The 25,938-nt window shown below is 74.0% G+C and carries 23 protein-coding genes; 11 read left to right on the top strand and 12 right to left on the bottom strand.

What is annotated here, in order from left to right; all coding sequences use genetic code 11:
- Positions 1-43: 43 nt before the first annotated feature.
- The 6 genes from IG88_RS0100465 (at position 44) to IG88_RS0100440 (ending at position 6,582) form a co-directional block, all read left to right on the top strand.
- Complete coding sequence (locus IG88_RS0100465) at positions 44-703, top strand: hypothetical protein (RefSeq protein ID WP_031033555.1); 660 nt, start codon at positions 44-46, stop codon at positions 701-703.
- Positions 704-753: 50 nt separating this feature from the next.
- Positions 754-2,511, top strand: a complete 1,758-nt coding sequence (locus tag IG88_RS0100460) for an NAD(P)/FAD-dependent oxidoreductase (protein WP_031033553.1) — start codon at positions 754-756, stop codon at positions 2,509-2,511.
- Positions 2,512-2,661: 150 nt separating this feature from the next.
- Positions 2,662-3,186, top strand: a complete 525-nt coding sequence (locus tag IG88_RS0100455; RefSeq protein WP_267884643.1) for an RNA polymerase sigma factor — start codon at positions 2,662-2,664, stop codon at positions 3,184-3,186.
- 53 nt (positions 3,187-3,239) lie between these two features.
- Positions 3,240-3,884, top strand: coding sequence for a hypothetical protein (locus IG88_RS0100450; RefSeq protein WP_031033550.1), 645 nt, complete (start codon positions 3,240-3,242; stop codon positions 3,882-3,884).
- 89 nt (positions 3,885-3,973) lie between these two features.
- Positions 3,974-5,527: an ABC1 kinase family protein gene (locus IG88_RS0100445; RefSeq protein WP_031033547.1), complete on the top strand. Its 1,554-nt coding sequence runs from the start codon at positions 3,974-3,976 to the stop codon at positions 5,525-5,527.
- A gap of 158 nt (positions 5,528-5,685) precedes the next feature.
- Positions 5,686-6,582, top strand: coding sequence for an SAM-dependent methyltransferase (locus tag IG88_RS0100440; protein WP_031033545.1), 897 nt, complete (start codon positions 5,686-5,688; stop codon positions 6,580-6,582).
- A gap of 63 nt (positions 6,583-6,645) precedes the next feature.
- On the opposite strand, the gene IG88_RS0100435 is transcribed toward IG88_RS0100440, so the two are convergent.
- From IG88_RS0100435 to IG88_RS0100395, 9 genes are all read right to left on the bottom strand, one after another.
- Entirely contained in the window at positions 6,646-7,890 is a 1,245-nt protein-coding gene (locus IG88_RS0100435; RefSeq protein WP_031033543.1) for a wax ester/triacylglycerol synthase domain-containing protein, read from the bottom strand.
- Positions 7,891-7,947: 57 nt separating this feature from the next.
- Positions 7,948-9,270: an NAD(P)/FAD-dependent oxidoreductase gene (locus IG88_RS0100430; RefSeq protein ID WP_031033540.1), complete on the bottom strand. Its 1,323-nt coding sequence runs from the start codon at positions 9,268-9,270 to the stop codon at positions 7,948-7,950.
- Positions 9,267-9,848: a flavin reductase family protein gene (locus tag IG88_RS0100425; protein ID WP_031033538.1), complete on the bottom strand. Its 582-nt coding sequence runs from the start codon at positions 9,846-9,848 to the stop codon at positions 9,267-9,269. Before IG88_RS0100425 ends, IG88_RS0100430 begins: the two co-directional genes overlap by 4 nt.
- The gene (locus IG88_RS0100420) at positions 9,820-10,287 is read right to left on the bottom strand and encodes an aromatase/cyclase (protein ID WP_031033536.1); all 468 of its coding nucleotides are present in this window, start codon (positions 10,285-10,287) and stop codon (positions 9,820-9,822) included. Before IG88_RS0100420 ends, IG88_RS0100425 begins: the two co-directional genes overlap by 29 nt.
- A gap of 43 nt (positions 10,288-10,330) precedes the next feature.
- Positions 10,331-11,680 (bottom strand): aspartate aminotransferase family protein, encoded by a 1,350-nt coding sequence (locus IG88_RS0100415; RefSeq protein ID WP_031033534.1) that lies wholly within the window; start codon positions 11,678-11,680, stop codon positions 10,331-10,333.
- The gene (locus IG88_RS0100410) at positions 11,680-12,807 is read right to left on the bottom strand and encodes an SDR family oxidoreductase (protein WP_031033531.1); all 1,128 of its coding nucleotides are present in this window, start codon (positions 12,805-12,807) and stop codon (positions 11,680-11,682) included. The genes IG88_RS0100415 and IG88_RS0100410 overlap by 1 nt, the downstream gene beginning before the upstream one ends.
- Before the next feature lie 248 nt (positions 12,808-13,055).
- Positions 13,056-14,189, bottom strand: coding sequence for an acyl-CoA dehydrogenase family protein (locus tag IG88_RS0100405; RefSeq protein WP_031033528.1), 1,134 nt, complete (start codon positions 14,187-14,189; stop codon positions 13,056-13,058).
- 88 nt (positions 14,190-14,277) lie between these two features.
- On the bottom strand, positions 14,278-15,240 hold the full coding sequence (locus IG88_RS0100400) for a bifunctional lysylphosphatidylglycerol flippase/synthetase MprF (protein ID WP_031033524.1): 963 nt from the start codon (positions 15,238-15,240) through the stop codon (positions 14,278-14,280).
- Positions 15,224-15,748 carry a hypothetical protein gene (locus IG88_RS0100395; RefSeq protein ID WP_031033522.1) on the bottom strand — a complete coding sequence of 175 codons (525 nt, stop codon included), beginning with the start codon at positions 15,746-15,748 and terminating at the stop codon, positions 15,224-15,226. Before IG88_RS0100395 ends, IG88_RS0100400 begins: the two co-directional genes overlap by 17 nt.
- A gap of 150 nt (positions 15,749-15,898) precedes the next feature.
- Between IG88_RS0100395 and IG88_RS0100390 the strand changes: the two genes are divergently transcribed.
- The 3 genes from IG88_RS0100390 to IG88_RS0100380 all read left to right on the top strand — a co-directional run bounded on the left by IG88_RS0100390 (position 15,899) and on the right by IG88_RS0100380 (position 20,639).
- Complete coding sequence (locus tag IG88_RS0100390) at positions 15,899-17,302, top strand: PLP-dependent aminotransferase family protein (protein ID WP_031033519.1); 1,404 nt, start codon at positions 15,899-15,901, stop codon at positions 17,300-17,302.
- A 156-nt stretch (positions 17,303-17,458) separates the two neighbouring features.
- Entirely contained in the window at positions 17,459-19,045 is a 1,587-nt protein-coding gene (locus IG88_RS0100385; RefSeq protein WP_031033517.1) for an alkaline phosphatase D family protein, read from the top strand.
- Between the two features lie 280 nt (positions 19,046-19,325).
- Complete coding sequence (locus tag IG88_RS0100380) at positions 19,326-20,639, top strand: GNAT family N-acetyltransferase (protein WP_031033515.1); 1,314 nt, start codon at positions 19,326-19,328, stop codon at positions 20,637-20,639.
- Between the two features lie 209 nt (positions 20,640-20,848).
- On the opposite strand, the gene IG88_RS0100375 is transcribed toward IG88_RS0100380, so the two are convergent.
- Positions 20,849-22,072 (bottom strand): trans-sulfuration enzyme family protein, encoded by a 1,224-nt coding sequence (locus tag IG88_RS0100375; protein ID WP_031033513.1) that lies wholly within the window; start codon positions 22,070-22,072, stop codon positions 20,849-20,851.
- Positions 22,073-22,131: 59 nt separating this feature from the next.
- Between IG88_RS0100375 and IG88_RS0100370 the strand changes: the two genes are divergently transcribed.
- Both IG88_RS0100370 and IG88_RS0100365 read left to right on the top strand, forming a co-directional pair.
- Complete coding sequence (locus IG88_RS0100370; protein ID WP_031033511.1) at positions 22,132-22,644, top strand: Lrp/AsnC family transcriptional regulator; 513 nt, start codon at positions 22,132-22,134, stop codon at positions 22,642-22,644.
- Positions 22,645-22,722: 78 nt separating this feature from the next.
- Positions 22,723-24,411 carry a DUF885 domain-containing protein gene (locus tag IG88_RS0100365; RefSeq protein WP_031033509.1) on the top strand — a complete coding sequence of 563 codons (1,689 nt, stop codon included), beginning with the start codon at positions 22,723-22,725 and terminating at the stop codon, positions 24,409-24,411.
- A gap of 23 nt (positions 24,412-24,434) precedes the next feature.
- Here IG88_RS0100365 and IG88_RS0100360 read toward each other — a convergent pair whose 3' ends face one another.
- Positions 24,435-25,280, bottom strand: coding sequence for an SDR family oxidoreductase (locus tag IG88_RS0100360; RefSeq protein WP_031033507.1), 846 nt, complete (start codon positions 25,278-25,280; stop codon positions 24,435-24,437).
- A gap of 53 nt (positions 25,281-25,333) precedes the next feature.
- Positions 25,334-25,852, bottom strand: coding sequence for an immunity 21 family protein (locus IG88_RS0100355; RefSeq protein WP_031033505.1), 519 nt, complete (start codon positions 25,850-25,852; stop codon positions 25,334-25,336).
- Positions 25,853-25,938: the final 86 nt, after the last annotated feature.

Below are 25,938 nucleotides of genomic sequence, written 5' to 3'. Positions count from 1 at the left end.
GACGGACACTGCCAATGGGGGCACAGGACAAGGGGGTTGGGTCATGGCCGCAGGTCCCGATGGTCCGGGGGTTCCGGACCCCGGTGCGGACGGGGCGGGTTCGCGCTTCGTCCCGCCGGAGCGGCTGCCCGCGGCCTGGCAGCCGCTGCTCGGCCGGCCGGCCCTGGCCGAGCTGCTCGGGCATCCGCTCGCGGGAGCCGCGCTGACGGAGATGCGCCGGCTGCTGCCACCGCGCGTCGCCGTGCACTCGCTGCGGACGTTCCTGCTGGCCGACGCCTGCGCGCGCAGCCACGGAACGGCCTACGACCGGGTGGGCCTGCTGGCCGCCGCGGCGTTCCACGACGCCGGGCTGGTGGGGCGCTCGCCGCTCGGTCGCGGCGGATTTCCGCGCCGTTCCGCCCAGTTGCTCGACGCGTTCCTGGTCGGACACGAGGTGGGCCAGGCGCGGCGCACCGCCCTGACGCGTGCGGTGCGCGAGCACATGCGGCTGTTTCCCGCGCGCGACGCCGGGCCCGAGGCGCGGCTGCTGCACTTCGGTGCGTGGCTGGACGTCACCGGGCGGGGCGAGCGGCACATCCCGGGCGACCGCGAGCGGCTGGCCGACCTGGCGCCCACCCCCTGGTTCGCCGTGTCCTTCTCCGCCCGGATGGCGGCCTGCGGGCTGCGCCGGGTGCTGCCGGGTTCCCCGGTCACCCCCCGGTGACCGGACGGACCGGCAACTCCTCCTTCCCGCCTGCGAAAGGAACCGTCACCATGCAAGAAGACCAGCGCGCTTTCGATGTCGCCATCGTCGGAGGCGGCATCGGCGGGACCATGCTGGGGACCGTCCTGGCCCGCCACGGCGTGCGCGTGCTGCTGCTGGAGGGCAGTGGCCATCCCCGGTTCGCCATCGGAGAGTCCACCGTTCCCGAGACCACCTTCGGCCTGCGGGTCCTGGCCCGCCGCTACGACGTGCCGGAGCTCGAACACCTGGCGACCAACGCGGCCCTGCGCCGCCACGTGTCGTCGAACTGCGGGGTCAAGCGCAACTTCAGTTTCGTCTACCACCGGGAGGGCGAGCCGACCCGGCCCGACGAGTGCACGCAGTACCCCACCTGGGGTCCGCCGCTCGGTCCCGACTCGCACTACTTCCGGCAGGACGTGGACGCGTACATGTTCCACGTCGCCGTGTCCTACGGCGTCACCGCGTACACCCACACCATGGTCGACGACGTGAAGTTCGAGGAGGACGGCGCGACCCTCGTCACCCGGGACCGCGGCAGGTTCCGGGCGTCGTACGTGGTCGACGCCGGCGGGATGCGGGCCATGCTCCCCGAGCGGCTCGGGCTGCGGCAGGAACCGCCGTACCGGACCCGGTCGCGCACGATCTTCACGCACATGGTGGACGTGCACCCCTTCGACGCGGTGTCGCCGCCGCGCGAACAGCACGGCATGCCCAGCCCGTTCAGCCAGGGCACGCTCCACCACATGTTCGAGGGCGGCTGGCTCTGGGTCATCCCGTTCGACAACCAGACGACCAGCACGAGCGGGTTGTGCAGCGTCGGCCTCAACCTCGATCTCGACCGCTATCCGCGCCCCGACGACGTGTCCGCCGAGGAGGAGTTCTGGCAGCACGTGCACCGGTTCCCCAGCGTGGCGCGGCAGTTCGAGCGGGCGCGGTCCGTCCGGCCGTACGTGTCCACCGACCGCACCCAGTTCGCCTCGCAGAAGGTGGTCGGCGACCGGTGGTGCCTGCTGCCGCACGCCAGTGACTTCATCGACCCGCTCTTCTCCAGCGGGCTCGCCGTCACCGTGATGGCGCTCAACGCCCTGGGCCACCGGCTCATCGACGCCGTGCGCCAGGACGACTTCGACACCGCCCGGTTCGCGTACCTGGACCACTGGACCAAGCGCATGTTCCGGTTCTACGACGACCTGGTGTCCTGCAGCTACATCGCGTTCGACGACTTCGACCTGTGGAACGCGTGGAACCGGGTGTGGACCCTCACCACGCTCTACGGCACGAACGCGCAGAACCAGGCCGCCGTGACGTACGAGAAGACGCGCGACCCGGCCTGCTTCGACGCCCTGGAGATGCCGCCGTACCGAGGGCTTCAGGGCATGGACAACCCCTGGGTGGAGCGGATGTTCGACCAGTCCCGCGACGCCGTACTCGCCTACCGGGCGGGCGAGTTGACGAAGGAGCAGACGATCGCGCGCATCTACGAGGTGCTGGGCGAGAGCGGTCTGGTTCCGGGGGTCTGGGGGACCCTGGACCCCGACAACCGCTGCCCGTCCGGGGTGTTCACGCTCTGGCCGCTGATGAAGATCCTGCTGTGGGGCAAGTACCGCTCCCCGCAGCACGTGAGGGGCTCCTACTTCACCGGCGGTGCGCGCATGGTGGGCAAGGAGGCCGTCCAGGCGTACACCGGCGAACTGCGCACCGGCAGCTCGCTGGTCCACCAGACCGTGCGGGACATGTGGCTCAACTGGAACCGCGACTGGGCACGCCGGCCCGCCCCTCGGAAATGAGCGCGAAAAAACATTTCCGCCCACGCGTGGAATCGCGCATTCCGGTTTGCCGGTCGAGAGGCTCGGGTAGGAAAACCACATGGCCGACCAATAGAAAGTCGGCCGCGGTTCTCCCTGCCCAATCCGAGAGACAACGGGCTGCAATCCACCATGGTGCGACATTCCACCTGCCAATCGCCCGCTGAATGCTCCTGGGAAGACATCTTCCAGCATCAGGACCGCCTCATGCGATTGGTTCGACGACGACTGCCGAGTTTCCAGGACGCCGAGGACTGCGTTCAGGAAACCATGGCCCGCGCAGCCGCCCACGCCGCGTTGGACCGGAACCGGCTCGGTCCCTTTCTGACGTCCGTGGCGCTCCGCCTGTGCATCGACTTCTACCGTGACATGGAGCGTCGCAGCAGACTCCTGCAGCGCGCAGCGTTCGCGGACACCTTCGGCACGACCGAGGACGACGTCTGCGACCAGGACTTCGGCCGCTGGCTGCTGGGCCAGGTGCAACACCTGCGGGGCCGCGAACAGGAGGTCATACTCGCCCGCGCAAAGGGAATTTCCACTGCGGAATTCGCCCGCATCCACAACATTTCCGTCAAGGCGGCCGAAGCCGCTTTCACCAGGGGACGCGCCCGACTGAAGAACGTGTGCGCCAAATCCTTGGAAGGCTGCTCGGGATAAAAGTCGGCAGCCATGCCTCTCCCATCGCAGAGAAACGGAAAGGGAATCCACTCATGGGCAACAGCAAGAACATCCAGGACATCCTCAAGGACCTGATCGGGGATATGGCCGACAGTTGGAAGGAGGCCTTCGACGACCTCCTGAACCGGGACGACTCGGATTCGTCGAGCGGCTCCCGAAGCGCCGTCAACACGCTGGCCGGTCTGCCCCCGAACGCCCTCGGCGCTCTGGCCGGGGCCGTCAACCCGGCGACCGCGCTCGCGGGGGCCGCCAACCCGCTGGCCGCCCTCGGAGGTCTCGGGGGCGCCGCCAACCCCCTCGCGGCGCTGGGCGGCGCCGGCAACCCCCTGACCGCCGCCCTGGGCGGCGCCGGCAATCCGCTCGCCGCGCTCGGCGGTGCCGCCAACCCGCTGGCCGCGGTCGGCGGCGCGGCCGGGGCGCTCGGCGGCCTCGGTCAACTGGCCGGCGGCCTCGGCCACGCGGCGAGCGGAGCCGGTGACCTGATGGCGCTCCCGGGCCAGCTCACCCAGCTCGTCCAGGTGCTGCCCAAGCTCCTGGAGGCGCTCCAGGGCCTGCAGAACCTGTCCAACATGCCGGCCCAGGCCGGACAGCAGGGTCTGGCCGCTCTGCAGGGCCTGATGGGGCAGCAGCAGGGCGGCGACCGGCCCCGCGGCGGCCAGTCCTCGTCATCGAGCTGACCGGTCGCGGCACCGTCCCGCCGGCCGGCCCCCGCGGTACACCGGCCGACCCCGCGTACGCGCACCACACCTGAGGAGGATCACACACGATGGCGTCTGTCGTCGGCGACCGGCTGCGTCTCGTGGTCAAGGTCCTGGGCAGCCTCGTGGCCGACGAGGTGGGGCTGTCCACCCGGCTGCGGGGGCGTACGAAGCGGGACCCGCGGTCCCCGGCGGAGGACGCCGATGCCTCCGCCGGGTCCGACCAGCGCCGTGCCAAGGCGGTGCGGCACGCGCTGGAGAGTCTCGGCCCGTTCTACGTGAAACTCGGCCAGATCCTGTCCACCCGGCCCGACATGGTTCCGGAGTCCATCCGGGACGAGCTCCAGAACCTGCACGACGAAGTCGACGTCCAGCCGTTCTCGGAGTTCGAACCGGTGCTGGCCCAGGACCTGGGGCCGGACTGGAAGCTGCGCTTCGACGACGTCGAGACCGCTGCCCCGCTGGGGGCGGCGTCCCTCGCCCAGGTCTACCGGGTGACCCTGCCCGGCGGACGGGCCGCCGTGGTGAAGATCCAGCGGCCCGGCATCCGCGAGGGCGTGCTCGCGGACATGGCGCTGATGCGCCGGGCGTCGCGGATCGTGGCCCGCGTCGCTCCGCGGTTCAACGAGGTCATCGACATCGAGGCGATGCTCGGCTCGGTCTTCGACGCCATGGAACCGGAGCTGGACTTCACCGGCGAGGCCCGCAACATGGACGAGGCCCGCGAGCACGTCCGGCCCTTCCGGTCCCTCGAGGTGCCCCGGGTCCTGCACGCCAGTCCCCGGGTGCTCGTCCAGTCGCTGGCGGACGGGAAGTCGGTGCGGCACGTCGACCGCTCCCACTTCTCGGACGGGGAACGCGTGGAGATCGGCAAGGATCTGCTGCGGTTCATGTACCACGGGTACTTCGTCCACCGCTTCTTCCACGCAGACCCGCACGCGGGCAACGTCTTCGCCGTCCCCGGGGGCCCGGCGACGCTGATCGACTGGGGCATGGTCGGCCGGCTGGACCGGCGCACCAGTCTGCAACTGCTGCCGCTGTTCATGACGCTGGCGCAGAACGACGGCGCGGGACTGGCCCAGCACTGGGCGGAGATGGGCCGGCTGACGCCGTGGGCCAACATGCCCGCGTTCGCGGCCGACATGGCGGCCTTCGTACCGAAGGTCTCCCATCTGGCCCTGGAGGACATGAACTTCGGGGTCTCCCTCACCACCGTGCTGGCCAAGGCGACCAAGCGGGGCATCGGTTCACCGCCGGCGGTGTCGCTGCTCGGCAAGTCGTTCGCCAACCTGGACGGCTCGGTGCGCTGCCTGGCCCCCGAGATCACGCTGCCGGAGGTGTTCCAGGGGGAGGTGCCGAGGATCCTGTTCGCCCTGGGCCGCGAGTTCCTCGGCCGCAACCAGTTCGCCCGCAACTCCATGGAGTTGCTGCTGACCGCCGTCACCAGTCCGGACCAGGTCCGGGGTGTCCTGTCCGACGTGGCCAACCGCCAGTTCGCGCTGAACATCCACGAGCCGCGCACCCCCGCCGCGATGGGCGGTCAGCGGCCCACCCGTGCCTCCAAGGGGATGCTCGCGCTGGGTGCCGCGGCCTTCCTGCTGGGCCGCCGCCGCTCAGGCTGACCTGTCCCTGTCCCCCGTGCCCGGTCGTCCCGCTCAGCCGTACCGCCCGGTCGTCACGTCCGGCACTCCCCCGACCGCTCCGTCACGCTGCCCCGCTCCTCCGATCCCTCCGCTTTCCGTCGCTTTCCGTCACGCTCCGCCCCTTTCCAGGAGGTCCCATGCCGGAATCCACCCGCCCGCCGTCGCCCGCCGGACCGCGGTCGCCGTCCGTGCCCGCCGCCCGGGCCCCGGAGGGCCTCGCGCACGCGGCGCTCTGGACCGCGGCCGCGCACGCCGCGGAGGCCCTGCGCCCCGCGCCGTACGTCCTCGACCCGTGGGCCGCCGACTTCCTGCACACGGCCGGGTTCGAGGGCGGCCCGCCCGGTGACGGACCGATGCAGCGGTTGCTGCCGGACTGGCAGGTGGTGCGCTCCCGCTTCTTCGACGACCACCTGCTCAACGCGGCCCGTTCGGGCTGCCGTCAGGTGGTCGTCCTCGGGTCCGGGCTCGACACCCGCGCCTTCCGGCTCGACTGGCCCACCGGTGTGCACCTCTTCGAGGTCGAGGTGCCCTCCGTCCTGGCCTTCAAGGACCGCGTACTGGACGGCAGCCCGGTCACCTGCGGACGCCGTACCGCCGTCGGGGCCGACGTCACCGGGGCCTGGGGCGCGGAACTGGTCGCGGCGGGCTTCGATCCCGGCCGGCCCACCGCCTGGCTCTGCGAGGCCCCGCTGTACTTCCTCCGCCCCGACCAGGTGGCGGACGTCGTGGCCACGATGACCGAACTGTCCGCCGACGGCAGCACCTTCGGTGCCGAGTGCGTGAACGCCCGGGCGGTGGACTCGCCCCTGGTGGCCCCCTTCCTGAACGCCCTCGCCACCATCGGGGCGGCCTGGAACTGGCAGCTCGCCGAGCCCGAGCGGTGGTGGGAGGAGCACGGCTGGGACGCCCGGGTCGCCGATCTGTTCACGCTGCCGTACGCGATGGAACGGCTGGCCCTGTACCTGCCGCTGGTCGGCGAGGCCGCCGCCAAGTGCGCCTTCCTCACGACCGGAACGCTGCGCGGCACCGGCTGATCCCCGTGCCGCGCGACGAGGCCCCGGGCGGGCGCCCGGGGCCTCGTTCCGTACGACGTGCCGTCACCGGCGTTCCAGCTCCAGGAGGGCCGCGAGCCACAGGTCGGGGAGTTCGTCGGCGGTGCGGAGCGCCTCGTCGTGCACCACGGTCAGGCAGGCGGTGTCGTGCTGGCTGGTCAGCGTGATCACGCTGCGGATGCCGGACGCGACGCTCGTGTAGACGGCCGCGCGCCGGGCCGTGAGCCCCTGGTGGACCAGCGCCGGACCGAAGTCCACACTGCTCACCGGTCCCGCGACGCGCCTGCCGTGGACCAGCCGGACGCCGATCCGGGCGCCGGCCGACCGCGGGGTGGCCGCCAGCAGCACCCGCATCGAGTCGCGCCGCCGGCCGGCCCGCAGCCCGTTCATCACGTCCTTGACCCGGGCCAGCGCCCGCTGCGGCGACTCCTCGTCGCACGGCAGCAGGATCCGGGCGGTGATCATGCGGTTGCCGGGTGCCTGCTCCTCGCCCGGGGCACGGACGGACATCGGGATCGCCACGGGCAGCGGCGGGTGGACCGCGCCCGTCTCCTTCAGGTGCCAGGTGCGGATGGCGTGGGAGAGGGCGGCGAGGTACATGTCGGTCACGGTCGCTCCGTGGGCGCGGCCCAGGGCGCGGAGCCGGGCGAGCGGGGTGTCCGTGTGGCACACGTCGACGCGTCCGGTGCACACCCCGTCGAAGGCCGGTTTGGCCGTCGATGCGCCGAAGGCGCCCGCCACGTCCCCGAGCGTGGCCGCGATGCCCGCCGCGGTGGGCAGGCGGCGCGGCCGGGGGGCCGGGCCGCCCGCGGGGTCGTCACCGAGCAGGGCGCGGGCGGTGTAGGCGGCGCCCACCCCGTCCTGGAAGGCGTGGTCGGTGCGGTAGCAGAGGGTGTGGCGGCCCGCCGGGCCGTGGACCAGCCACACCTCCCAGGGCGGCCGGCCGTCGGCGCCCACGGGCCGGGAGAGCATCAGCCGTCCGGTCGCCGCACCGTCGCTGTCCTCGGGCAGCCACGTCTCGTGCACGTGCCGGTCCACCGCGATCCGGTCCACCCGCCGGAAGCTGCGGCTCTCCCGGGCGATGCGGTAGTGCAACGCCGCGATGCCGTGGGCGCGTTCGGCGACCCTCGCCCGTACGGAGTCCAGGGTCGGCGGCCCGCCGTCGAACGCGAACGCGAACACGACGGGGAGCGGCCCGCCCCGCGCGGCCAGGTGAAAGGCGACGTCGGCGGTGCCCATGGTCACCGACGGCGGCAGCCGGCCGTCCTTGCCGAGGACGGGTCGCAGCATGAGAACCTCCCGGTCGATCTCAGGAACTGGAACGGGACGACCAACGCGCGGCAGACGTCAGCAGACACGCCGCACGGCCCATCCGTGTGCGTCCACACCGGCGCGGAGCAGGGGGCGCACGGGTCCGTACAGGGGCAGACGGGGGGCGCGCGAGCGGTGCCAGGGCAGCGGTTCGCCGGGGTCGGGCTCGCCGAGCAGGGCCCTCGCCACGTACGCGCCGTGCGCCACGGAGAGGGCGAGGCCATGGCCGCCGCAGCCGCCGATGTACCAGACGTCGGAGTACCCCGGCACCGGCCCGACCACCGGCAGGTCGTCGCCGGTCATGGCGATCCGGCCGGACCAGCGGTGGGTGACCCCCGTCCGGGCCAGGTCGGGGTGCAGACCCCGCAGCCAGTGCTCCAGCCGGGCCCAGGCCCGCTCGCGCCGGGCCTGGAGGCGGGGCGCGGGGAGGCCGGCCGGAACCGAGGCGGTGCCGCCGCCGGCGACCAGGCCCCCGTCCGGCAGCAGGCGGAAGTACGGCGCCAGCGGCACGGCGTCGACCACGGCGGGCCCGGCGCGTCCGCCCAGCAGTTCGTACGCGGCGGGACTCAGCGGCTCGGTCGCGACGGCGTACACCTCCAGCGGAAGGATCGTGCCGACCGGCAGGTTCAGCGCCTGGGCCGCGGAGTTGACGGCCAGCACCGCCTGCCCGGCGTACAGACGGCCGTGCGGGAGGACCAGCTCGGGGCCGACCAGGTCGCCGGGGCGCAGGGCCAGCAGCGGGCTGCGGCCGTAGAACCGCACGCCCTTGTCGGCGCAGGCGCGGGCCAGCGCACACGTCAGGGCGGCCGGGTCGAGGGTGGCGGCCGGGCGGTGCAGGAGCGCGGCCCGGTAGGAGAACCCGACGCGTTCGCGGATACCGGCGGGGGTCAGGACGGGCACGTCCAGGCCCAGTTCGCGGCAGGCGCGGGCCTGACGCGCGAGGGCCGCCAGCCCCGCGGGCGAGCGGGTTGCCATGAGCTGCTCGCCGGGCCGCAGCCCGCAGGGCACGGCGAGCCGGGAGCACAGGTCCAGCACGTCCCGTACCGCCTGCTGACTGGCCCGGTGCATCCGGCCGGCCGTCGCGGCGCCGAAGCGGCGCACCGCGCGGTCGAGGGCGGGTCCCGCGCGGGGGCCCAGCAGGCCGGTGCCCCGGCCGCTGGCCCCGGCGGCCGGGTGCTGGGCGTCGATCACGGCGATGTCGAGCCCGGGGGCCCGTTCGGCGAGGTGGTAGGCGCAGGACAGCCCGGCCAGACCGGCCCCGACGACCACCACGTCCGCGGTGACCACACCGTGCAGTTGGGGCTGGGGCGGCAGTTCCGCCCGTTCCCAGCACGGCGTCCCGGCCGGCTGCCCGGTCATCCCGCGGCGCCCGGCACCGGTCCGGTCAGCGTGCCGAACCTCCGGTCGTGCCACAGCAGCGGGCGGCCCGGCCCCACGTGCACGGCGGCCACGCGGCCGACGACGAGGTGGTGGTCGCCGTAGCGGCGCACGTCCTCGGTGAGGCACACCGACCACGCGAGCGACCCGGCCAGCACGGGAACGCCCAGCACCTGCCGGGTGTCCGTCCCCGCGAACCGCTCGGCGGCGGTCGTCGTGGGGGACGCGAACCGTCCGGCCAGCTCCTGCTGCTCCTCGCGCAGCAGGTGCACGGCGAAGGTCCGGTGGGAGCGGACGGCGGCGAGGGTGCGGGAGCCGTCCCGCAGACAGGCCAGCAGCAGCGGCGGCCGGGCGGAGAGCGAGGTGACGGCGGAGACGGTCATGCCGAGCGGGCCGTCCTCGCCCCGGGCGGTCACGACGGTGACCCCGGCGGCCAGCTTGGCGTACAGGCCCAGGCAGCGGGCGGCGCCCGGCCCGGGTTCCTCGTGCAGGGGCTCTTCGTGCGGCGGTCGGGCGGTCGTCGCCGACCGGTCAGCCACGAGCCGCAGCCGCGTGTTCATCGATCACCTCCGCGTCCGCCAGGCCCCGCAGCACGCGGGCGATGTTGGTGCGCACCGTGGACTCCGCGACCGGGTCGAGGATCTCGGCCAGGGAGGGGATGCCCAGGTCGAAGGCGGCGGTGAAGACGACGAGGGTGCCCTCGCCCCGCGGCTCGCACCGCCAACCGCCCTCGAAGGTCTGGAAGTCGCCGCTGAGCTGCTCGAAGGCGAGGGAGTGCGTCTCGGGCGAGTAGGTGTCGCGCTCCCGCCAGCGCATCAGGCCGCCCCGGAACTCGACGGTCCAGTCGGAGACGGTGGAGCCGTCGGGCAGCGGCGGTTCGACGCGCACCTCGCGGAAGACGTCGCTGTACTCGGGGTAGCGGCCGAAGTCGCTGATGCGGCGGTAGACGTCGGCGGGTGCCAGACCCTCGGCGAGGGCGTGCAGGACCACGTGGCGCATGGGACGTTGGGTTCCTTTCCGGAGGGACGTGGGGGCCGGCCGCTCAGCCGGACATGCGGCCGGCCGTGCTGTGCAGGGCCTCGGCGAGGGTGGTGAGGAACAGGCCCAGCTCCTCGTCGTCGACCACGGCCGGCGGGGTCAGGCGCAGCACCCGGGTGGAGTTGAGGGAGTGGTTGACGAGGACGCCGCGCGCGATCAGCTCCAGCAGCAGTTCGCCGACCGCCTGTTCCTCGGCGAACTCGATGCCGATCAGCAGCCCTTGACCGCGCACCTCGCGGACCAGGCCGCCCCGGTACGGCGCGCACACCTCCCGTACGGCGGCGCGCAGGCGCAGGCCGAGTGCCGCGGCCCGGGCCACGGTGTTCTCCGTCTCCATCGCCCGTACGGTGGCCAGCGCGGCGGCGCAGGCGATCGGCGAGGCGCCGAAGGTGGAGGTGTGCAGGTAGGGGTCGCGGCTGAACGGCCCGTACGCCTCGGCGGTGGCGGCCATGGCGGCGATGGGTACGACGCCGCCGCTGAGCCCCTTGCCGGCCAGCAGGACGTCCGGGCGCACCCCTTCGGCGTCGACGCCCCACCAGGTGCCCAGGCGCCCCATGCCGGTCTGGATCTCGTCGACGACCAGCAGGGCGCCGTAGGTGCTGCACAGGGCGCGGACCTGGCGGAGGTAGCCGGGGCGGGGGATGCGGACGCCGCCTTCGCCCTGGACGGGTTCGACGATGACGCAGGCGCGGTCGCGGCGTGCGGCCAGCGCCTGTTCGAGGTCGGCCGGGTCGTCGTAGTCGACCTGGGTGACGTCGGGGAGCAGGGGCTGGAAGGGCGTCTGGTAGGTGTCGTTCGCGGTGACGCTCAGCGCGCCGAGCGTCTTGCCGTGGAATCCGCGGCGGGTGGTGATCACCGAGGTGCGTCCGTGGGCGCGGGCCAGCTTCAGGGCGGCTTCGGTGGCCTCGGCGCCGGAGTTGACGAAGTGGACGTAGTCGATGCCGGGCGGGGTGTGGGCGGCCAGCGCCTGGGCGGCGCGGGCGGCCACGGGTTCGAGGAAGACGCGGCTGGCCAGCGGGTGGGTGTCGATCTGCCGGTGCACGGCCTCGACCACGGCCGGGTGGCGGTGGCCGAGGATGAAGACGCCGTAGCCGCCGAAGTCCAGGAAGCGTCGGCCGTCGTCGGCGTGGATCCAGGCGCCCTCGGACCGGACCTCGGCCATGCCGCCCATGACCCGGCCCATGACGGCGCGGCCGGAGCCGATGTGCTTGAGGTAGAGGTCGGCGACGTCGACGGGGGCCGTGGGGCCGACGGTCTCGGCCGCTCCGGACGGCTCGGCTGCCTCGGACGGCACGGCCGCTCCGGACGGCTCGGCCGCTCCGGGGGCATCGGTCGACGGGGGTGACACGGTCATCACGCCACCTCCTTGCCGGCCGCCGCGGGTGCGGGCTCACGGTGCCGTACGGGCAGGTCGGACCGCTCCGCCGCCCAGCTCTCCAGGTTGCGCACGAGCGCGGCGTGGATGTCGGCGTGGGTGACGCGGGTGCCGCAGTGGGGAGTGCCCAGGGAGGTGTCGAACGGCAGCTCGCGCTGGAAGACCAGGAGCAGTTCGGCGTAGTGCCGGAACCGCTGCCGTACCGAGGCGGGCAGTGAGGTGCCCTCCAGCATGGGCAGCAGCAGCCGGTGCACGGCCTCGACGGGGATGAGCCGGGGCCGCAGTGGCCGGGGCAGGCCGTGGCGGACGGCGAACTCCGCGCAGGTGTCGGCGATCTCGCTCACGGAGGGCGCCTGACTGCCCGCGGTGAGCCAGTACTCGCCGCTGCCGACGCCGCCGCGGATCAGGGCGCCGACGGCCCCGGTGACGTAGTCCTGCGGAATCATGTCGACGCGGGCGTCGGGGGCGCCGGGGAGCACCGGCACCTGTCCGAGGACCATCGCGCCGATCGTCTTGGTGAGGCCCTGCTGTCCGGCGATGCGGCCGGTGGCGGAGTGGCCCATGACGACCGAGGGCCGCACGACGGCACCGGGCAGCCCCGCCTCGCGCGTCAGATGTTCGGCCCGGCTCTTGGAGTCGAGGTAGGCGGCGGCGCCCGGGAAGCGCTCCCGGTCCTCCTCGCTCGGGGTGTTGGCGACGAACGCGGTGCTGACCAGGTAGAACGGGGCGTCGGCGCGGGCCGCGAGGTCGAGCATCGTCTCCGCGCCGACGGTGTTGGTCCGCACGATCTCCTCGGGCGGGGTGCGCCAGTTGGTCTGGGCGGCGGAGTGCAGCACCACGTCGACGCGCAGGGCCAGTTCGTACCAGGCGGCGGCGCCGAGGCCGAGGCGCGGGGCGAGCAGGTCGCCCTCGATCTCGCGGACCCGCGGATCGTGCAGGGGCCTGTTGCGGCGCAGGCAGAGCAGGTCGTAGTCGGGCGCCAGTTCATCGATCAGGGCCCGCCCGAGCACTCCGGAACCACCGGTCAGCAGCAGGGTGGGACGTTCGCGCCGGGCGGCGCGGGTCGGTACGGGCAGGACGGTGGGGCATGGGGCGTTTCGTGGCATGGTGGGCTCCCCTCGACGGGTTTCGGCTGCCGTGGAACCTGGGGACGCGCGGACGGCGGCCGGCACGGGATGGGTGGGACGGGACGGGACGGTGACGGACCGGGAACGGCCGTGGGGGGCCGGACCGGGCTCGGGGCGGGCCGCCGGCGGCAGCGGGGTCGGCCACGGCGTGCGTCGGCCGGCTCGCCGCCGGGCGGGGCGGCGCGGCCGGAGTGCGAGGCGCGGCCCGGCCCCGGTGCCCGTCACGGTCAGGCGATGGCCAGCGGGCCGTCGGCCAGGTACGCCGCCAGCGGGCCCGTCATGCGGGAGCGCGAAGGCGGGTGCAGGGACAGCCCGTTGGCGCAGGCGGCCAGGTGACCCACCTCGTCGGAGGTCATGAAGTTCAGCCCGCCGAGCAGTTCGACCGCGCGGGGGACGATGCGGGCGAGGGCGTCCTGGACCCCGTAGCGCACGCACAGCGACTGGGCGAGGGCCGACTCGTCCGGTTCCCCGGCGTCCACCCGGCGGGCGATGCTCTCGGCCGTGGCCATGGCGGCCTCGGTCTCGACGTAGAGGCGCACCCGCTCGTGCTCGGGGATCCGCTCGTTCAGCAGCACGCGCTCCACCAGCGCGGAGGCGGCGCCGAGGTAGCTGCCGGTCATCAGCACCTGGAACCAGACCAGGCCGGCGGTCTGCAGCTCGTCGAGCCGGTCCCCGGAGGCGGTCGCGGTGCGCAGGACCAGTTCCGGCGGGACGAGGACGTCGGTGAGCGTGACCTGTTCGCTCTCGGCGCCCGCCAGGAACGCGCTGGACCAGAAGCCGCTGACGCTCAGGCCCTCGCTGTCGGCGGGCACGAGGGCGACGGCGAGTTCGTCGCCCTGTCCGTCCTCGCGCGGGACGACCACGCCCGCGGTGAGCACGTCCATCGAGTGCGCCAGGCTGCACGGCCGTTTGACGCCGTTGATCCGGATGCCGTCGGCGGTCACGGCGGCGCTCATCGACGGGTCCAGGATGCCCGCGCCGGGGCGGCCCTCCGCGAAGCCGGAGGCGATGACGCGGTTGCTCGACGCCACCCCCTCGATCAGCATCCACTCCAGGCCGTCGCCGAGGCCGCCGAGACCGACCAGGGTGGCCATGGAGAAGTGGTGCATGGTGGTGGCCACGGCCAGGGACGGCGAGCGGCTGCCGATGGCCCGCTGGACCCGCAGCGCGTCCAGCGCGGTGGCGCCGCGTCCCTGGTGGGACTCGGGCACCAGGAGGCCGGGGCCACCGCTGTCCCGGAAGAGGCGGATGCCCGGGCTGCCGGGCCGTTCCAGTTCCATGAGGGGGATCTCGCGCAGGGCGGGGTCCAGGTCGGGCAGCAGCTTGGCCAGGGTGGTGCGTTCACGTTCGAGGAATCTCATGGGCGCGCGGTCCTCCTGGATGGATGGGGGGCGTGGCTGCGGTGCGGACGGGCCGGTCCACGGGCGGGCCCGGCCGGGGCGGCGGTGCTCACACGGCGTTGGTGGCGCGCAGCAGTTGCCAGACGGCGCCGGGACGGGGCCGGCCGCGGAAGGCGATGTACTCCGGGAGCACGGCGTGCGGGGCCCACTTCTGCTTGTACTCGAGCTGGGAGGCCGCGGGGTAGATCGCCTCCCCGCGCTCGGCCAGCAGGCGCGCGAACCGGCTGAACATGCTGCTGGCGCCCGGCAGTTCGTGGGCGGCGTCGAGGCCGGTGAACGGTGTGAACCCGAAGTGCAGCCAGCCGGCTCCGTCGGCGGTGAGCCGTTCCATGACGGTGGCGTTGAGCGCCTCCATCACGCCGGGCGGCGCGTCGGGGTGGCGGCGGCTGAGGTCGTGCAGCATGCCGGGCCGGCTGCCGTAGACGGGCGAGTAGTTGACGTAGCCGACCACCTCGCCGCCGATCCGGCCGACGAACAGGCGCCGGTGCCGCTGCAGGCTGCCGGTCCGCTGGCCGACCAGGAACCGCAGCTCCTTGACGTGCCGCCCCTTGTCCCGCAGCCAGTGCTGGTCGATGCGGTCGAGTTCGGCGCAGTCGTCGCCGTCGAGCACCTCGTCGACCTCCAGTCCGGCCCGCCGGGCGCGCGAGATCTTGTTCCGCAGGCGCACGAACCGCGAGCCGCGCAGCGTGAAGCGGCTCAGGTCGACGGCGTACGAGGCACCGATCTGGTTGACCGTGAACCCGTGCGCCGCGTACAGCTCGGCGTCCGCGCGCTGCAACTGGACGGCGACCAGGCGGCGTCCGGTGTGGGCGGCGAAGGCCTCCAGCAGGGGCGCGCGGTGCTCGGGGGCGGTGAAGGGGCCGCCGAATTGGAGGACGTAGCGGCCGGAGGTGCGGTAGGCGCAGGCCCCGTCGAACCGGTCGTCCTGGAAGTAGGAGTTCCCGCTGTTGAGGGCGAGAAAGGAACTGGGGTTGTCGCTGTGCGCGGCGAGCGTGTCAAGCACGGACGGCATCGGTACCCTCCACGGAATGTGTCGCGGAACCGCTCCTGCCCGGTACGTGAAAACCCCGGGCGTCCCGTTCCGGCTCGTATTCCCGCTCGAACGAACGGAACGCCGGGCTGGTTTCCGGTTCGAAGGAGACACCGAAGGGTTTCAGGGAGTTCCCGAAGAGGGCCCGGTCGCCCATGAGGTGGATCGGAAGGGCCAGCAGCGCCCATTCCGGCCGGACGAACAGTGCCCACGCCCCGGCCAGGACACCGGCGGTGACCAGGCTGTGCATCGTGTTGTAGGCCACGTAGTAGCCTCGTGGGACCGGGCGGCCCGGGCGGCGCCGGAAGGCGATCGCTCCGGGAATGTATCCGATGGCGTCGATCACGGTGAACAACAGCACGAAAACGCCCCAGCGGATTTCCGTACGGTGCTGGACCGCGAGCACGAGCGATACGGCGAGAAAGCCCAGCCATTCGAGTCGGGAGAGAGCGAAGGTGACCTTCGTCTCGAAACGGTTCTTGGCGTCCACGGGCGCTCCTGAATTGCGCGTACGATTCCGGGGCCCGACATCAGCCTGCCCCCTCGCTGTGGTCTGTCACTCCGGTTTACGCACCAGCACGTCCAACCCCTCGTAAAATGGGGGCGATTGGGATGCGCGAACCTCGGGGGGGCCGTTTTCATGACGTCAGCGTGGGAGTTGCTGCTGCCCGCCGCATCGGCACCGGCCCGGGCGCGCGGGCGCGCGCTGCAGGAGGCGCTGCGGGACGCGGTCCGCTCGGGCCGGCTCGCCGCGGGCACCCGCCTGCCGTCGAGCCGGGACCTGGCGGCCGACCTCGGCGTGTCGCGGGGGCTGGTCACGGAGGCGTACGAACAGCTCACGGCCGAGGGGTACCTGCGCAGCGGGCGGGGCGCGGGGACCTGGGTGGGTGACGCCGTCCGGGCCGCACGTCCGCGCGCGCGGGACCTCGCCCCGCGCTCCTCGGGCGCCCACGCGGACTTCGTGCCGGGGACGCCCGACCTGTCTCTCTTCCCCCGTCCGGCGTGGGCCGCGGCGCAGCGGAGCGTGCTGGCGGACCTGCCGCACGAGGCTCTCGGCTACCCCGACCCGCGGGGGCTGCCCCGGCTTCGGACTGCCCTGGCCGAACTGCTCGCGCGGCGCCGGGGCGTGGTGGCGGACCCCGAGCGGATCGTGGTGGTCTCCGGGGTGGCGCAGGCGACCGCGCTGCTGGCGGGGGTGCTGCACGCGCGCGGGACGCGCACCGCGGGCGTCGAGGACCCCGGCAGCCCCCAGCACTGCGCGCTGTACGCCTCGGCGGGCATCGGCACCGTGCCGCTGCCCCTGGACGCCGAGGGGCTCGCCCCGGCTGCGCTGCACGCCTCGGGTGTACGCGTGGTGGTGACGACACCGGCCCACCAGTTCCCCACCGGGATCGCCTACTCGGCGCGGCGCCGTGCCGAACTGCTCGCCTGGGCACGGTCCGTGGACGGCCTCGTCCTGGAGGACGACTACGACGGCGACTTCCGGTACGACCGCGCTCCGGTCGGCGCGCTCCAGGGGCTCGACCCGGAACGCGTCGCCTACACGGGCTCGGTCAGCAAGTCCCTCGCCCCGGGGCTGCGGCTGGGCTGGCTGCTGGTGCCGGACCGGCTGGCCGACGACGTCGTCGAGCGCAAGCGCACCACCGACCTCGGACACCCGGCCCTGGACCAGGCACTCTTCGCCCGCTTCGTCGAACGCGGCGACTACGACCGGCAGTTGCGGGTCTGCCAGCGTGCCTACCGGGAGCGCCGCGACGCCCTGGTCGCGGCGCTGGCCGGGCACTTCCCCGGCGCACGGGTCACCGGCATCGCCGCCGGCCTGCACGCCATCGCCACGCTTCCCGAACGGTACGGTCCCGAGGAGCGCTTCCTGAAGCGGGTGACGGAGGCGGGCGGCGCGGTGCGCCCGCTGTCGGCGTACCGGCACGAGGGGACGGCGGCCGGGCCGGGGGCGGGCGGCGGGGTGCGGCTGGTGCTGGGCTACGCGCACCTGACGCCGGCCCGGATCCGGGCGGGGGTGGCGAGGATGGCGTCGGCGGGGTGACGCCGCCCCGCGCCGGGCGTGAACCGCGGGGTGTCCGGGTGTCCCGGGGCCCGGTCTGTTCACCCGCCGTTTCCGCGGACGCCGCACCGTGCCAGTAGGTCTGGCTGCGCACCCCGGCCGGAGCACCGGCCGGACCCCGTTCCTGGAGGCGCGTCCATGTCCCACCGTCCGTTGCCCGGCCGCCGCAGCGTGCTGCGCGGTTCGCTCGCCGCGTCGGCGGCCCTGACCCTGCCCACCGCCCTCGGGGCGGCGCCCGCGTTCGCCCGCTCGGGGCGGCCGGGAGCGGGCTGGGGCGTGCAGACGGGAGACGTGACCTCCCACTCCGGTCTGGTGTGGGTGCGGTCCGACCGGCCGGCCCGGATGATCGTCGAGACGTCCGCGACCGAGTCGTTCCGCCACCCGCACCGGTGGCACGGCCCGCTGCTCGGCGGCGCCACCGACTTCACCGGCACCACGCGGCTGCACGGGCTGCCGCCGGGCGAGCAGATCCACTACCGCGTGCTCCTGGCCGACCCGGACGACCCGCGCCGTACCGGGGAGCCGGTCACCGGCACCTTCCGCACCGCGCCGGTGCGCCGGCGCGACGGCGTGCGTTTCGTGTGGTCCGGCGACCTCGCGGGCCAGGGCTGGGGCATCAACCCCGACCTCGGCGGCTACCGCATCTACGACGCCATGGGCGCCCTGGACCCCGACTTCTTCCTGTGCAGCGGCGACAACATCTACGCCGACGGCCCCATCCCGGAGACGGCGGCGCTGCCCGGCGGAGGCACCTGGCGGAACATCACGACCGAGGAGAAGTCCAAGGTCGCCGAGACACTCGCCGAGTTCCGGGGCAACTTCCGCTACAACCTGCTCGACGAGAACCTGCGCCGCTTCAACGCCCAGGTCCCGTCCGTCGTCCAGTGGGACGACCACGAGGTGCGCAACAACTGGTACCCGGGCCAGGTGATCGCGGAGACGGACGACCGGTACACCGAGAAGAGCGTGGACGTCCTGGCCGCACGGGCCCGGCGCGCGTTCGGCGAGTACTTCCCCGTCTCCACCCTGCGTCCCGGCGCGCGGGAGGGACGGGTGCACCGGGTGCTGCGCCAGGGTCCGCTGCTCGACGTGTTCGTGCTGGACATGCGGACCTACCGCAACGCCAACTCCCCCGGCGGCCAGCGCGTCGACCCGCAGGGCATCCTGGGCCGCGAGCAACTGGAGTGGCTCAAGCGGGAGCTGGCCCGCTCGCGTGCGGTGTGGAAGGTGATCGCGGCGGACATGCCCATCGGTCTGGTCGTGCCGGACGCCACCGAGGGCGAGCCGAACATCGAGGCCGTCGCGCAGGGAGATCCCGGTGCGCCGCTGGGGCGCGAGCTGCAGATCGCGGAGCTGCTGCGTTTCGTCAAGCACCGGCGGATCACGGGCACGGTGTGGCTGACGGCCGACGTGCACCACACCTCGGCCCAGCACTACCAGCCCTCGCGGGCCGCGTTCGGCGACTTCGAGCCGTTCTGGGAGTTCGTGTCCGGGCCGCTCAACGCGGGCGCGTTCCCCACCAGCGAGCTGGACGGCACGTTCGGCCCCGAACGGGTCTTCGTGAAGGCGCCGACCGCCTCGAACGTCTCCCCCGCGGGCGGCTACCAGTTCTTCGGCGAGGTCGACATCGACGGCGACAGCGCCGACATGACGGTGCGGCTGCGCGAGCAGGACGGCACGGTGCTGTTCACGAAGGTGCTGCGGCCGGGCCGGGTCGGCCAGTAGTCCCGTAGCCTGTCGGCATGCCGCGCGCCGGCGTCATCCCCCGGTGCGCGGCGCGCGAGCGTGCCCGGGAGCACTCCGGCGGCGCGTCGACTCGTGCCCGCTCCCGGGGCCCGCGCCGACTTCCCCCGGGGCCGCGCCGACTTCCCCCGGGGCCGCGCCGACTTCCCCCGGCCTGCGCCGATTCCTCCCGAATGCCCCGGTATCGCTCTTTACCCATCGGTCACAGTGCGTTCGCGATCACGCAACACCGCTCGCGCACAGTGGGTGCATGAGTCGAGACATGTCTGACGTGACGGACGCCGTGGCGAGCCTCGCCGGACACGGCAACGCCGTACCCGCCATGGTGCTGGCCTCGGTGGCGGCGCTGATCGCCACGGCGTGCCTGAGGTCCCGCCGGTCACGACGCCACGGGCACGCGCCGCCGGCGGACGATACCGGCGCCCGGCCGCCGTCCGTCGTGCGGCCGGCCGGGTCCGTGCGGACCGGACACGAGGGCGGCGACAGCGCGTTGTGGCGGCTGCGGACGACGGTCCGGGACGCACCGGGGTCGCTGGCCGTGCTGTGCGCGGCCCTCGCCGACCGGCGGATCGACATCCTGAGCCTGCAGACGCACCCGCTGGCCGAGGGCACGGTGGACGAGTTCCTGCTCCGTGCCCCGGGCGGGCTGGACGGGGCCGGGCTGGCCGAGGTGGTGACGACGGCGGGCGGCACGCGGACCTGGACCGAGCGGGCGGACGCGCACGACCTGGTGGACGCGCCGACCCGGGTGCTGGGCCTGGCCGCCCGTACGGCCCTGGACCCGGCCGAACTGCCGCTGGCACTGCGGCAGTTGCTGGGCCGGTGCACCATCCGGTCGTTGCCCGCCGTCCCGGGAGCCGCGCCCGCCGCGGTCGTGCCGCCGGAGGGCGTGTTCGAGGACACCGTGCTGCGGCTGCGCGCCCCCGAGGGCGGGGTGATCAGCGTGGAACGCCCCCATCTTCCCTTCACACCGGCCGAGTTCGCACGGGCCCGGGCCCTGGTCGAGCTGGACGCCCGGCTCGGGCCGCGGCTCCCGCACGGCCGCGACGTGCTGACGCTGCCCGAGGGCGGTGACATCACCGTGCGCCGGGCCGACACCCGTGACGTCCCGGCCGCGAAGGCGATGCACGAGCGCTGCTCGGCGCGGACCCTGGGGATGCGCTACCACGGCCCGGTCGGGGACGCCGACCGGTACCTCAACCACCTGCTCAGCCCGCGCTTCGGCCGCACCCTGGCCGTGCAGACCTCCTCGGGGCGGATCGTCGGGCTCGGCCACCTGCTGTGGGACGGGGACGAGACGGAGGTCGCGCTCCTCGTCGAGGACGCGTGGCAGCGCCGCGGCATCGGCGGGGAACTGCTCGCGCGGCTCGTCGCGATGGCGGCGGAGACGGGCTGCGAGAGCGTGTACGCGGTCACGCAGGCGTCCAACACCGGCATGGTCGCCGCGATGCGCGGCCTGGGCCTCCCCCTCGACTACCAGATCGAGGAGGGGACCCTGGTCGTCACGGCCCGGCTGGACCCCGCGGCCCGGTCGGCGGCGCGTCTCCCGCACGGGGAACGGGCCGCCCGGGACTAATGGGCCGGGGGCACCGCGCCCCCGGCCCACGACCCCACTGCCGCACCAGAACCCGACGGCGCGAGACCACGGACCGCGGGCACCGCGACCCCGGCCCACCGCACGGCTGCGGACCGAGAGCGAACCGACCGGATACGACGGCCCCGCGGCCACCCCGCCCCCGCCCCCGCGGCCACCGCGCCCCGCCCCCGGGGCCACAGCACCGCGCCTCACCCGGCCGGTGTCAGTGCCTCTCCCGGGGTGACCACCCCGGTCCGCCGCTCCCCCAGCGCCCGGTCCAGGTCGGCCCACAGGTCGTCGACGTCCTCCAGGCCGACCGACAGCCGCAGCAGCCGGTCGCCGACCCCGGCGCCCCGCCGGTCGTCCGCGTCCACGATGCGGTGGCTGATGGACGCCGGGTGCTGGATGAGGGTGTCGACGCTGCCGAGACTGACCGCCGGGGTGATCAGCCGGACGCCGCCGACGACCTCGTGCGGGTCGCCGTGGACCTCGAAGGAGACCATCGCGCCGCCGATGCGGGGATAGTGGACGCGGGCCACCCGCGGGTCGGCGGCCAGCCGTCCGGCCAGTTCGGCCGCGTTGGCGGACGCCGCCCGGACCCGCACGGGCAGGGTGGACAGCCCGCGCAGGAGCAGGTAGCCGGCCAGCGGGTGGAGGATGCCGCCCGTGGCGAAGCGGACCTGCCGCAGCTTCCCGGCGAACTCCTCGTCGCAGGCGACCACTCCGGCCAGCACGTCCCCGTGCCCGCCGAGGTACTTGGTGGCGCTGTGCAGCACCAGCCGGGCACCCTGTTCGGCGGGGCGCTGGAGCACGGGCGTGGCGAAGGTGTTGTCCACGAGCAGCGGCACCGACCCGCAGGCGTGCGCCACGGCCCGCAGGTCGACCTCGGCCAGCGTCGGGTTGGCCGGCGACTCCACCAGTACCAGGCCGGTGTCCGGACGCAGCGCGTCCTCGATTCCCGCCGGGTCGGTCCAGGTGACCTCGGACCCCAGCAGCCCGGCGGTGAGCAGGTGGTCGCTGCAGCCGTACAGCGGGCGGACGGCGACGACGTGCCGCAGTCCCATCGAGCCGCGGACCAGCAGGACCGCGCTGAGCGCCGCCATGCCGCTGGCGAAGGCGACGGCGGCCCCGGTCCCCTCCAGCCGGGCCAGCGCCGTTTCGAAGCGGGCGACGGTCGGGTTGCCGAGGCGGCCGTAGACCGGTGGCCCGTCCGGCTCGGCGCCGGTGGCGGCGAACGCGTCGATGCGGGCGGCCTCGCCCCGGCTGTCGTACGACGGGTAGGTCGTGGACAGGTCGATGGGCGGGGCGTGCAGTCCCTGGGCCGCGAGGTCGTCGCGGCCGGCGTGCACGGCCTCGGTGGCCAGTGCCCTGCCCGTGGGTGCGGTGGTGCGTACGTCGTCGGGTGGTGACGTGTGCGTGCGCGCTGAGTCCATGACGGAAGGGTGAACACCGGCCGGGCCGATGGGGGCAAGCCCCGTGCTACGTTCGGGCCATGGCCGATTCCGTCGTACTGGATCCGGTGGATCTCCATCTGCTGCGGCTGCTGCAGAACGACGCCCGGACCACCTACCGCGATCTCGCCGACCGGGTCGGCGTCGCCCCGTCGACCTGTCTGGACCGGGTGGCGCGGCTGCGGCGGGCCGGGGTGATCCTCGGCCACCGCCTCGAACTGGACCCGGCGAAGCTGGGGCGCGGTCTCCAGGCCCTGCTGTCGGTGCAGGTGCGCCCGCACCGGCGGGAGCTGGTCGGCCCGTTCGTGGACCGGATCCGGGCGCTGCCCGAGTCGCGCACCGTCTTCCACCTCACCGGCCCGGACGACTACCTCGTGCATGTCGCGGTCGCGGACATGACGGATCTGCAGCGGCTGGTCCTGGACGAGTTCACCTCCCGGCGCGAGGTGGCCCGGGTCGAGACCCGGCTGATCTTCCAGCAGTGGGAGTGCGGCCCCCTGCTGCCGCCGGCCGCGCCCGCACCGGCCCCGGCGGCGCCCACGGCCACGCCCTGAGCGAAATCCGGCCGCCCACGCCGCCGGGGCGGGCCCGACGGGCTGACGCGGCACCGGTGTCCGTATGAGGATGTCCGCATGTCAGAGACGAACAACCCGCTGCCCCGCGAGGTCGCCGACGCCTACGTCGACGAGCTCATCGCCCTCGACCCCGTCACCGGTACCTATCTCGGCGTCGCGGAGAGTTCCAGCCGTCTGCCCGACTTCTCGCCCGCCGGGCAGGAGGCCCTCGCGGAGCTGGCCCGCACCACCCTCGCCCGGCTGGCCGAGGCGGAGCGGCGGCCCGGCGGGGACAGCGACGTGGAGCGGCGCTGCGCCCGGCTGCTGCGCGAGCGCCTGACGGCCGAACTGGCGGTGCACGAGGCCGACGAGGGCCTGCGCTCGGTCGGCAACATGGGCACCGCCGCCCACTCGGTGCGCGAGGTGTTCACCCTCACCCCGACGCAGACCGACGAGGACTGGGCCCGGATCGCCGAGCGGCTGCGCGCGGTTCCGGCGGCGTTCGCGGGGTACCGCGAGTCCCTGTCGCTGGGTCTGGAGCGCGGGCTGTACGCGGCGCCGCGGCCGACCGCCACCTTCGTCGAGCAGCTCGGCGAGTGGGCGGACACCGGTGAGGGGCGCGGCTGGTTCGAGGACTTCGCCGCCGACGGTCCCGAGGCGCTGCGCGCGGAGCTGGACGAGGCGGCGCGGGGGGCGACCGCGGCCGTGGCCGAGCTGCGGGACTGGATGCGCGACGTGTACGCGCCCGCGATCGAGGGCGCCCCGGAGACGGTGGGCCGCGAGCGCTACGCCCGCTGGTCGCGCTACTACAACGGCACCGACCTGGACCTGGACGAGGCGTACGCCTACGGCTGGGCCGAGTACCACCGTCTGCTGGCCGAGATGAAGACGGAGGCCGAGAAGATCCTGCCGGGTGCGCGGACGCCATGGGTGGCGCTGGCGCACCTGGACGAGCACGGCAGGCACATCGAGGGCGTGGACGAGGTCCGCGACTGGCTGCAGGGCCTGATGGACCAGGCGATCGAGCAGTTGGACGGCACCCACTTCGAACTCGCCGAGCGGGTACGGCGGGTGGAGTCGCGCATCGCCCCGCCCGGCAGCGCGGCGGCGCCGTACTACACGTCCCCGTCGGAGGACTTCTCCCGTCCCGGCCGCACCTGGCTGCCGACGATGGGCCAGACCCGTTTCCCCGTGTACGACCTGGTCTCCACCTGGTACCACGAGGGCGTTCCGGGCCACCACCTCCAGCTCGCCCAGTGGACGCACGTGGCCGACGACCTCTCCCGCTACCAGGCGTCCGTGGGCATGGTCAGCGCCAACGCCGAGGGCTGGGCGCTGTACGCGGAGCGGCTGATGGACGAGCTGGGCTTCCTCACCGACGCCGAGCAGCGTCTGGGCTACCTGGACGCGCAGATGATGCGGGCGGCCCGGGTCATCGTGGACATCGGCATGCACCTGGAGCTGGAGATCCCCGCGGACTCGCCGTTCCACCCGGGTGAGCGCTGGACGCCGAAGCTGGCGCAGGAGTTCTTCGGCGCGCACAGCAGCCGTCCGGCGGACTTCGTGGAGAGCGAGCTGACCCGTTACCTGACGATCCCGGGCCAGGCGATCGGCTACAAGCTCGGTGAGCGGGCGTGGCTCCTCGGCCGGGAGAAGGCCCGCGAGCGGCACGGCGACTCCTTCGACCTGAAGGCGTGGCACATGGCGGCCCTCTCCCAGGGTTCGCTGGGCCTGGACGACCTGGTGGACGAACTGTCGCGGCTGTGACGGCCGTTCGCCTCACCGTCTGATCACCGCCGGAAGCCGCCCTCCGAGTCGATCACCTGACCCGTGACCCACTCCGCCTCGTCCGTGGCCAGCCACGCGATGAGGCGGGCCGGGTCGTCGGGCACGCCCCACCGCCCGGCGGGGAAGCGCGCGGCGACGGCGTCGTACTCCTCCCCGGTCAGGTAACCGGTGTCGACGGGACCGGGGTTGACCGCGTTCACGGTGACGGCGTGCTCGGCCAGGGCCGTCGCCAGGGAACGCGTGACGGAGGCGAGCGCGCCCTTCTGGAGCGCGTAGGCGATCTCGCCGGGCATGCCGCCGGCGATGTCCTGTCCGGAGGTCATCGTCACGACGCGTCCGCCGGGCGTGCGCGGCGGCAGTGCGGCGCGGTGGCGGGCGTAGGCCTGGATCAGCAGCAGGACCGAGCGGGTGTCGGTCTGCCAGTGCGCGTCGAGCATGGCGGCGTCGATGGCGTCGAGGGTGCCGTCGGAGCCGCTGAGCGCGTGGTTGGCGACGAGGACGTCGAGCCGTCCGCCGAGCGCGTCGACGGCGGTTTCGAGGAGTTCGCGGGGTGCGTCGGGGCGGGTGAGGTCGCCGGGGCCCGCGTGCACGGCGGCACCGGGGTCGCCGAGCGCCGCGCGCACGGAGGCGGCCACGTCCTCGGGGCGGTCGGCGCCCCACGGCATAGCGGCGTCGTGCGGCACGTGGTGGTGCAGGTAGACACTGGCGCCGTACGCCGCTAGCCGCCGGGCCACGGCGTGTCCGATGCCGCCGCGTCGGCTGGCTCCGGTGACGAGGGCGGTCCGGCCGCGCAGGGGCAGTGGGTCGCGGCGCAGGTCTTCGGGGGCGGGGTGGGGAAGTCGTGGCATGGGCACCCATGATGGGCGGATCGGGGCCGCCCCGCACGTCGATATCGCGTGGCTCAGCGGTCGGACAGCCGACGCAGGTGCACGAGGCTCAGCCAGGTCTCCGGCCCGGGGCGCACCGTCGCCGCGCGCACCGCGTACCGGCCGGACCGGAGCGCGACCCGGGCGCGGCCGGCGCGGTCGGAAGCGGCGCCGGGCCAGGCGGCGTCGAACAGCAGCACCGGGCCGGGCACACGCCAGGACACCTCGGGCTCCCACTCGGCGGTGCCGAGGGCGGCGGGGACACCGGCCAGCACCTCGTCCTCGGAGTCCGCGGCGCACCAGCGCACGAAGGTGCCGTGGTCGGGCAGGTAGGCGGTGGCGGCGGGTTCGTCGCCGAGCACCAGGGCGGTGGCGTCTCCGACGGGAAGCAGTCCGACGTGGCCGTCGACCTCGCAGGCCCGGTCGTAGTCGGAGTCCGTCTCCTCGCCGTCGGCCCCGGTCCAGAACGGCAGGACCGTCTCCGGGACCGCGATGAGCGGTCCTCCGCCCGACTCGACCCACTCCACCCGGCCCGGCTCCGCGTATCGCACCATGCGGCAGAACCTACACGCCGCCGGGCAACGGCAGTTGACCGCGTCCGCGCCGCGGCGGCCGGGAGCGGCCGGCACCCGCGAGGGCA

It is taken from the genome of Streptomyces sp. NRRL F-5650, from assembly GCF_000721365.1.
Classification (GTDB): Bacteria; Actinomycetota; Actinomycetes; order Streptomycetales; family Streptomycetaceae; genus Streptomyces; species Streptomyces ardesiacus.
The sequence above is the reverse complement of the archived record's forward strand: the minus strand, read 5'-3'. Positions and strand labels throughout refer to the sequence as shown.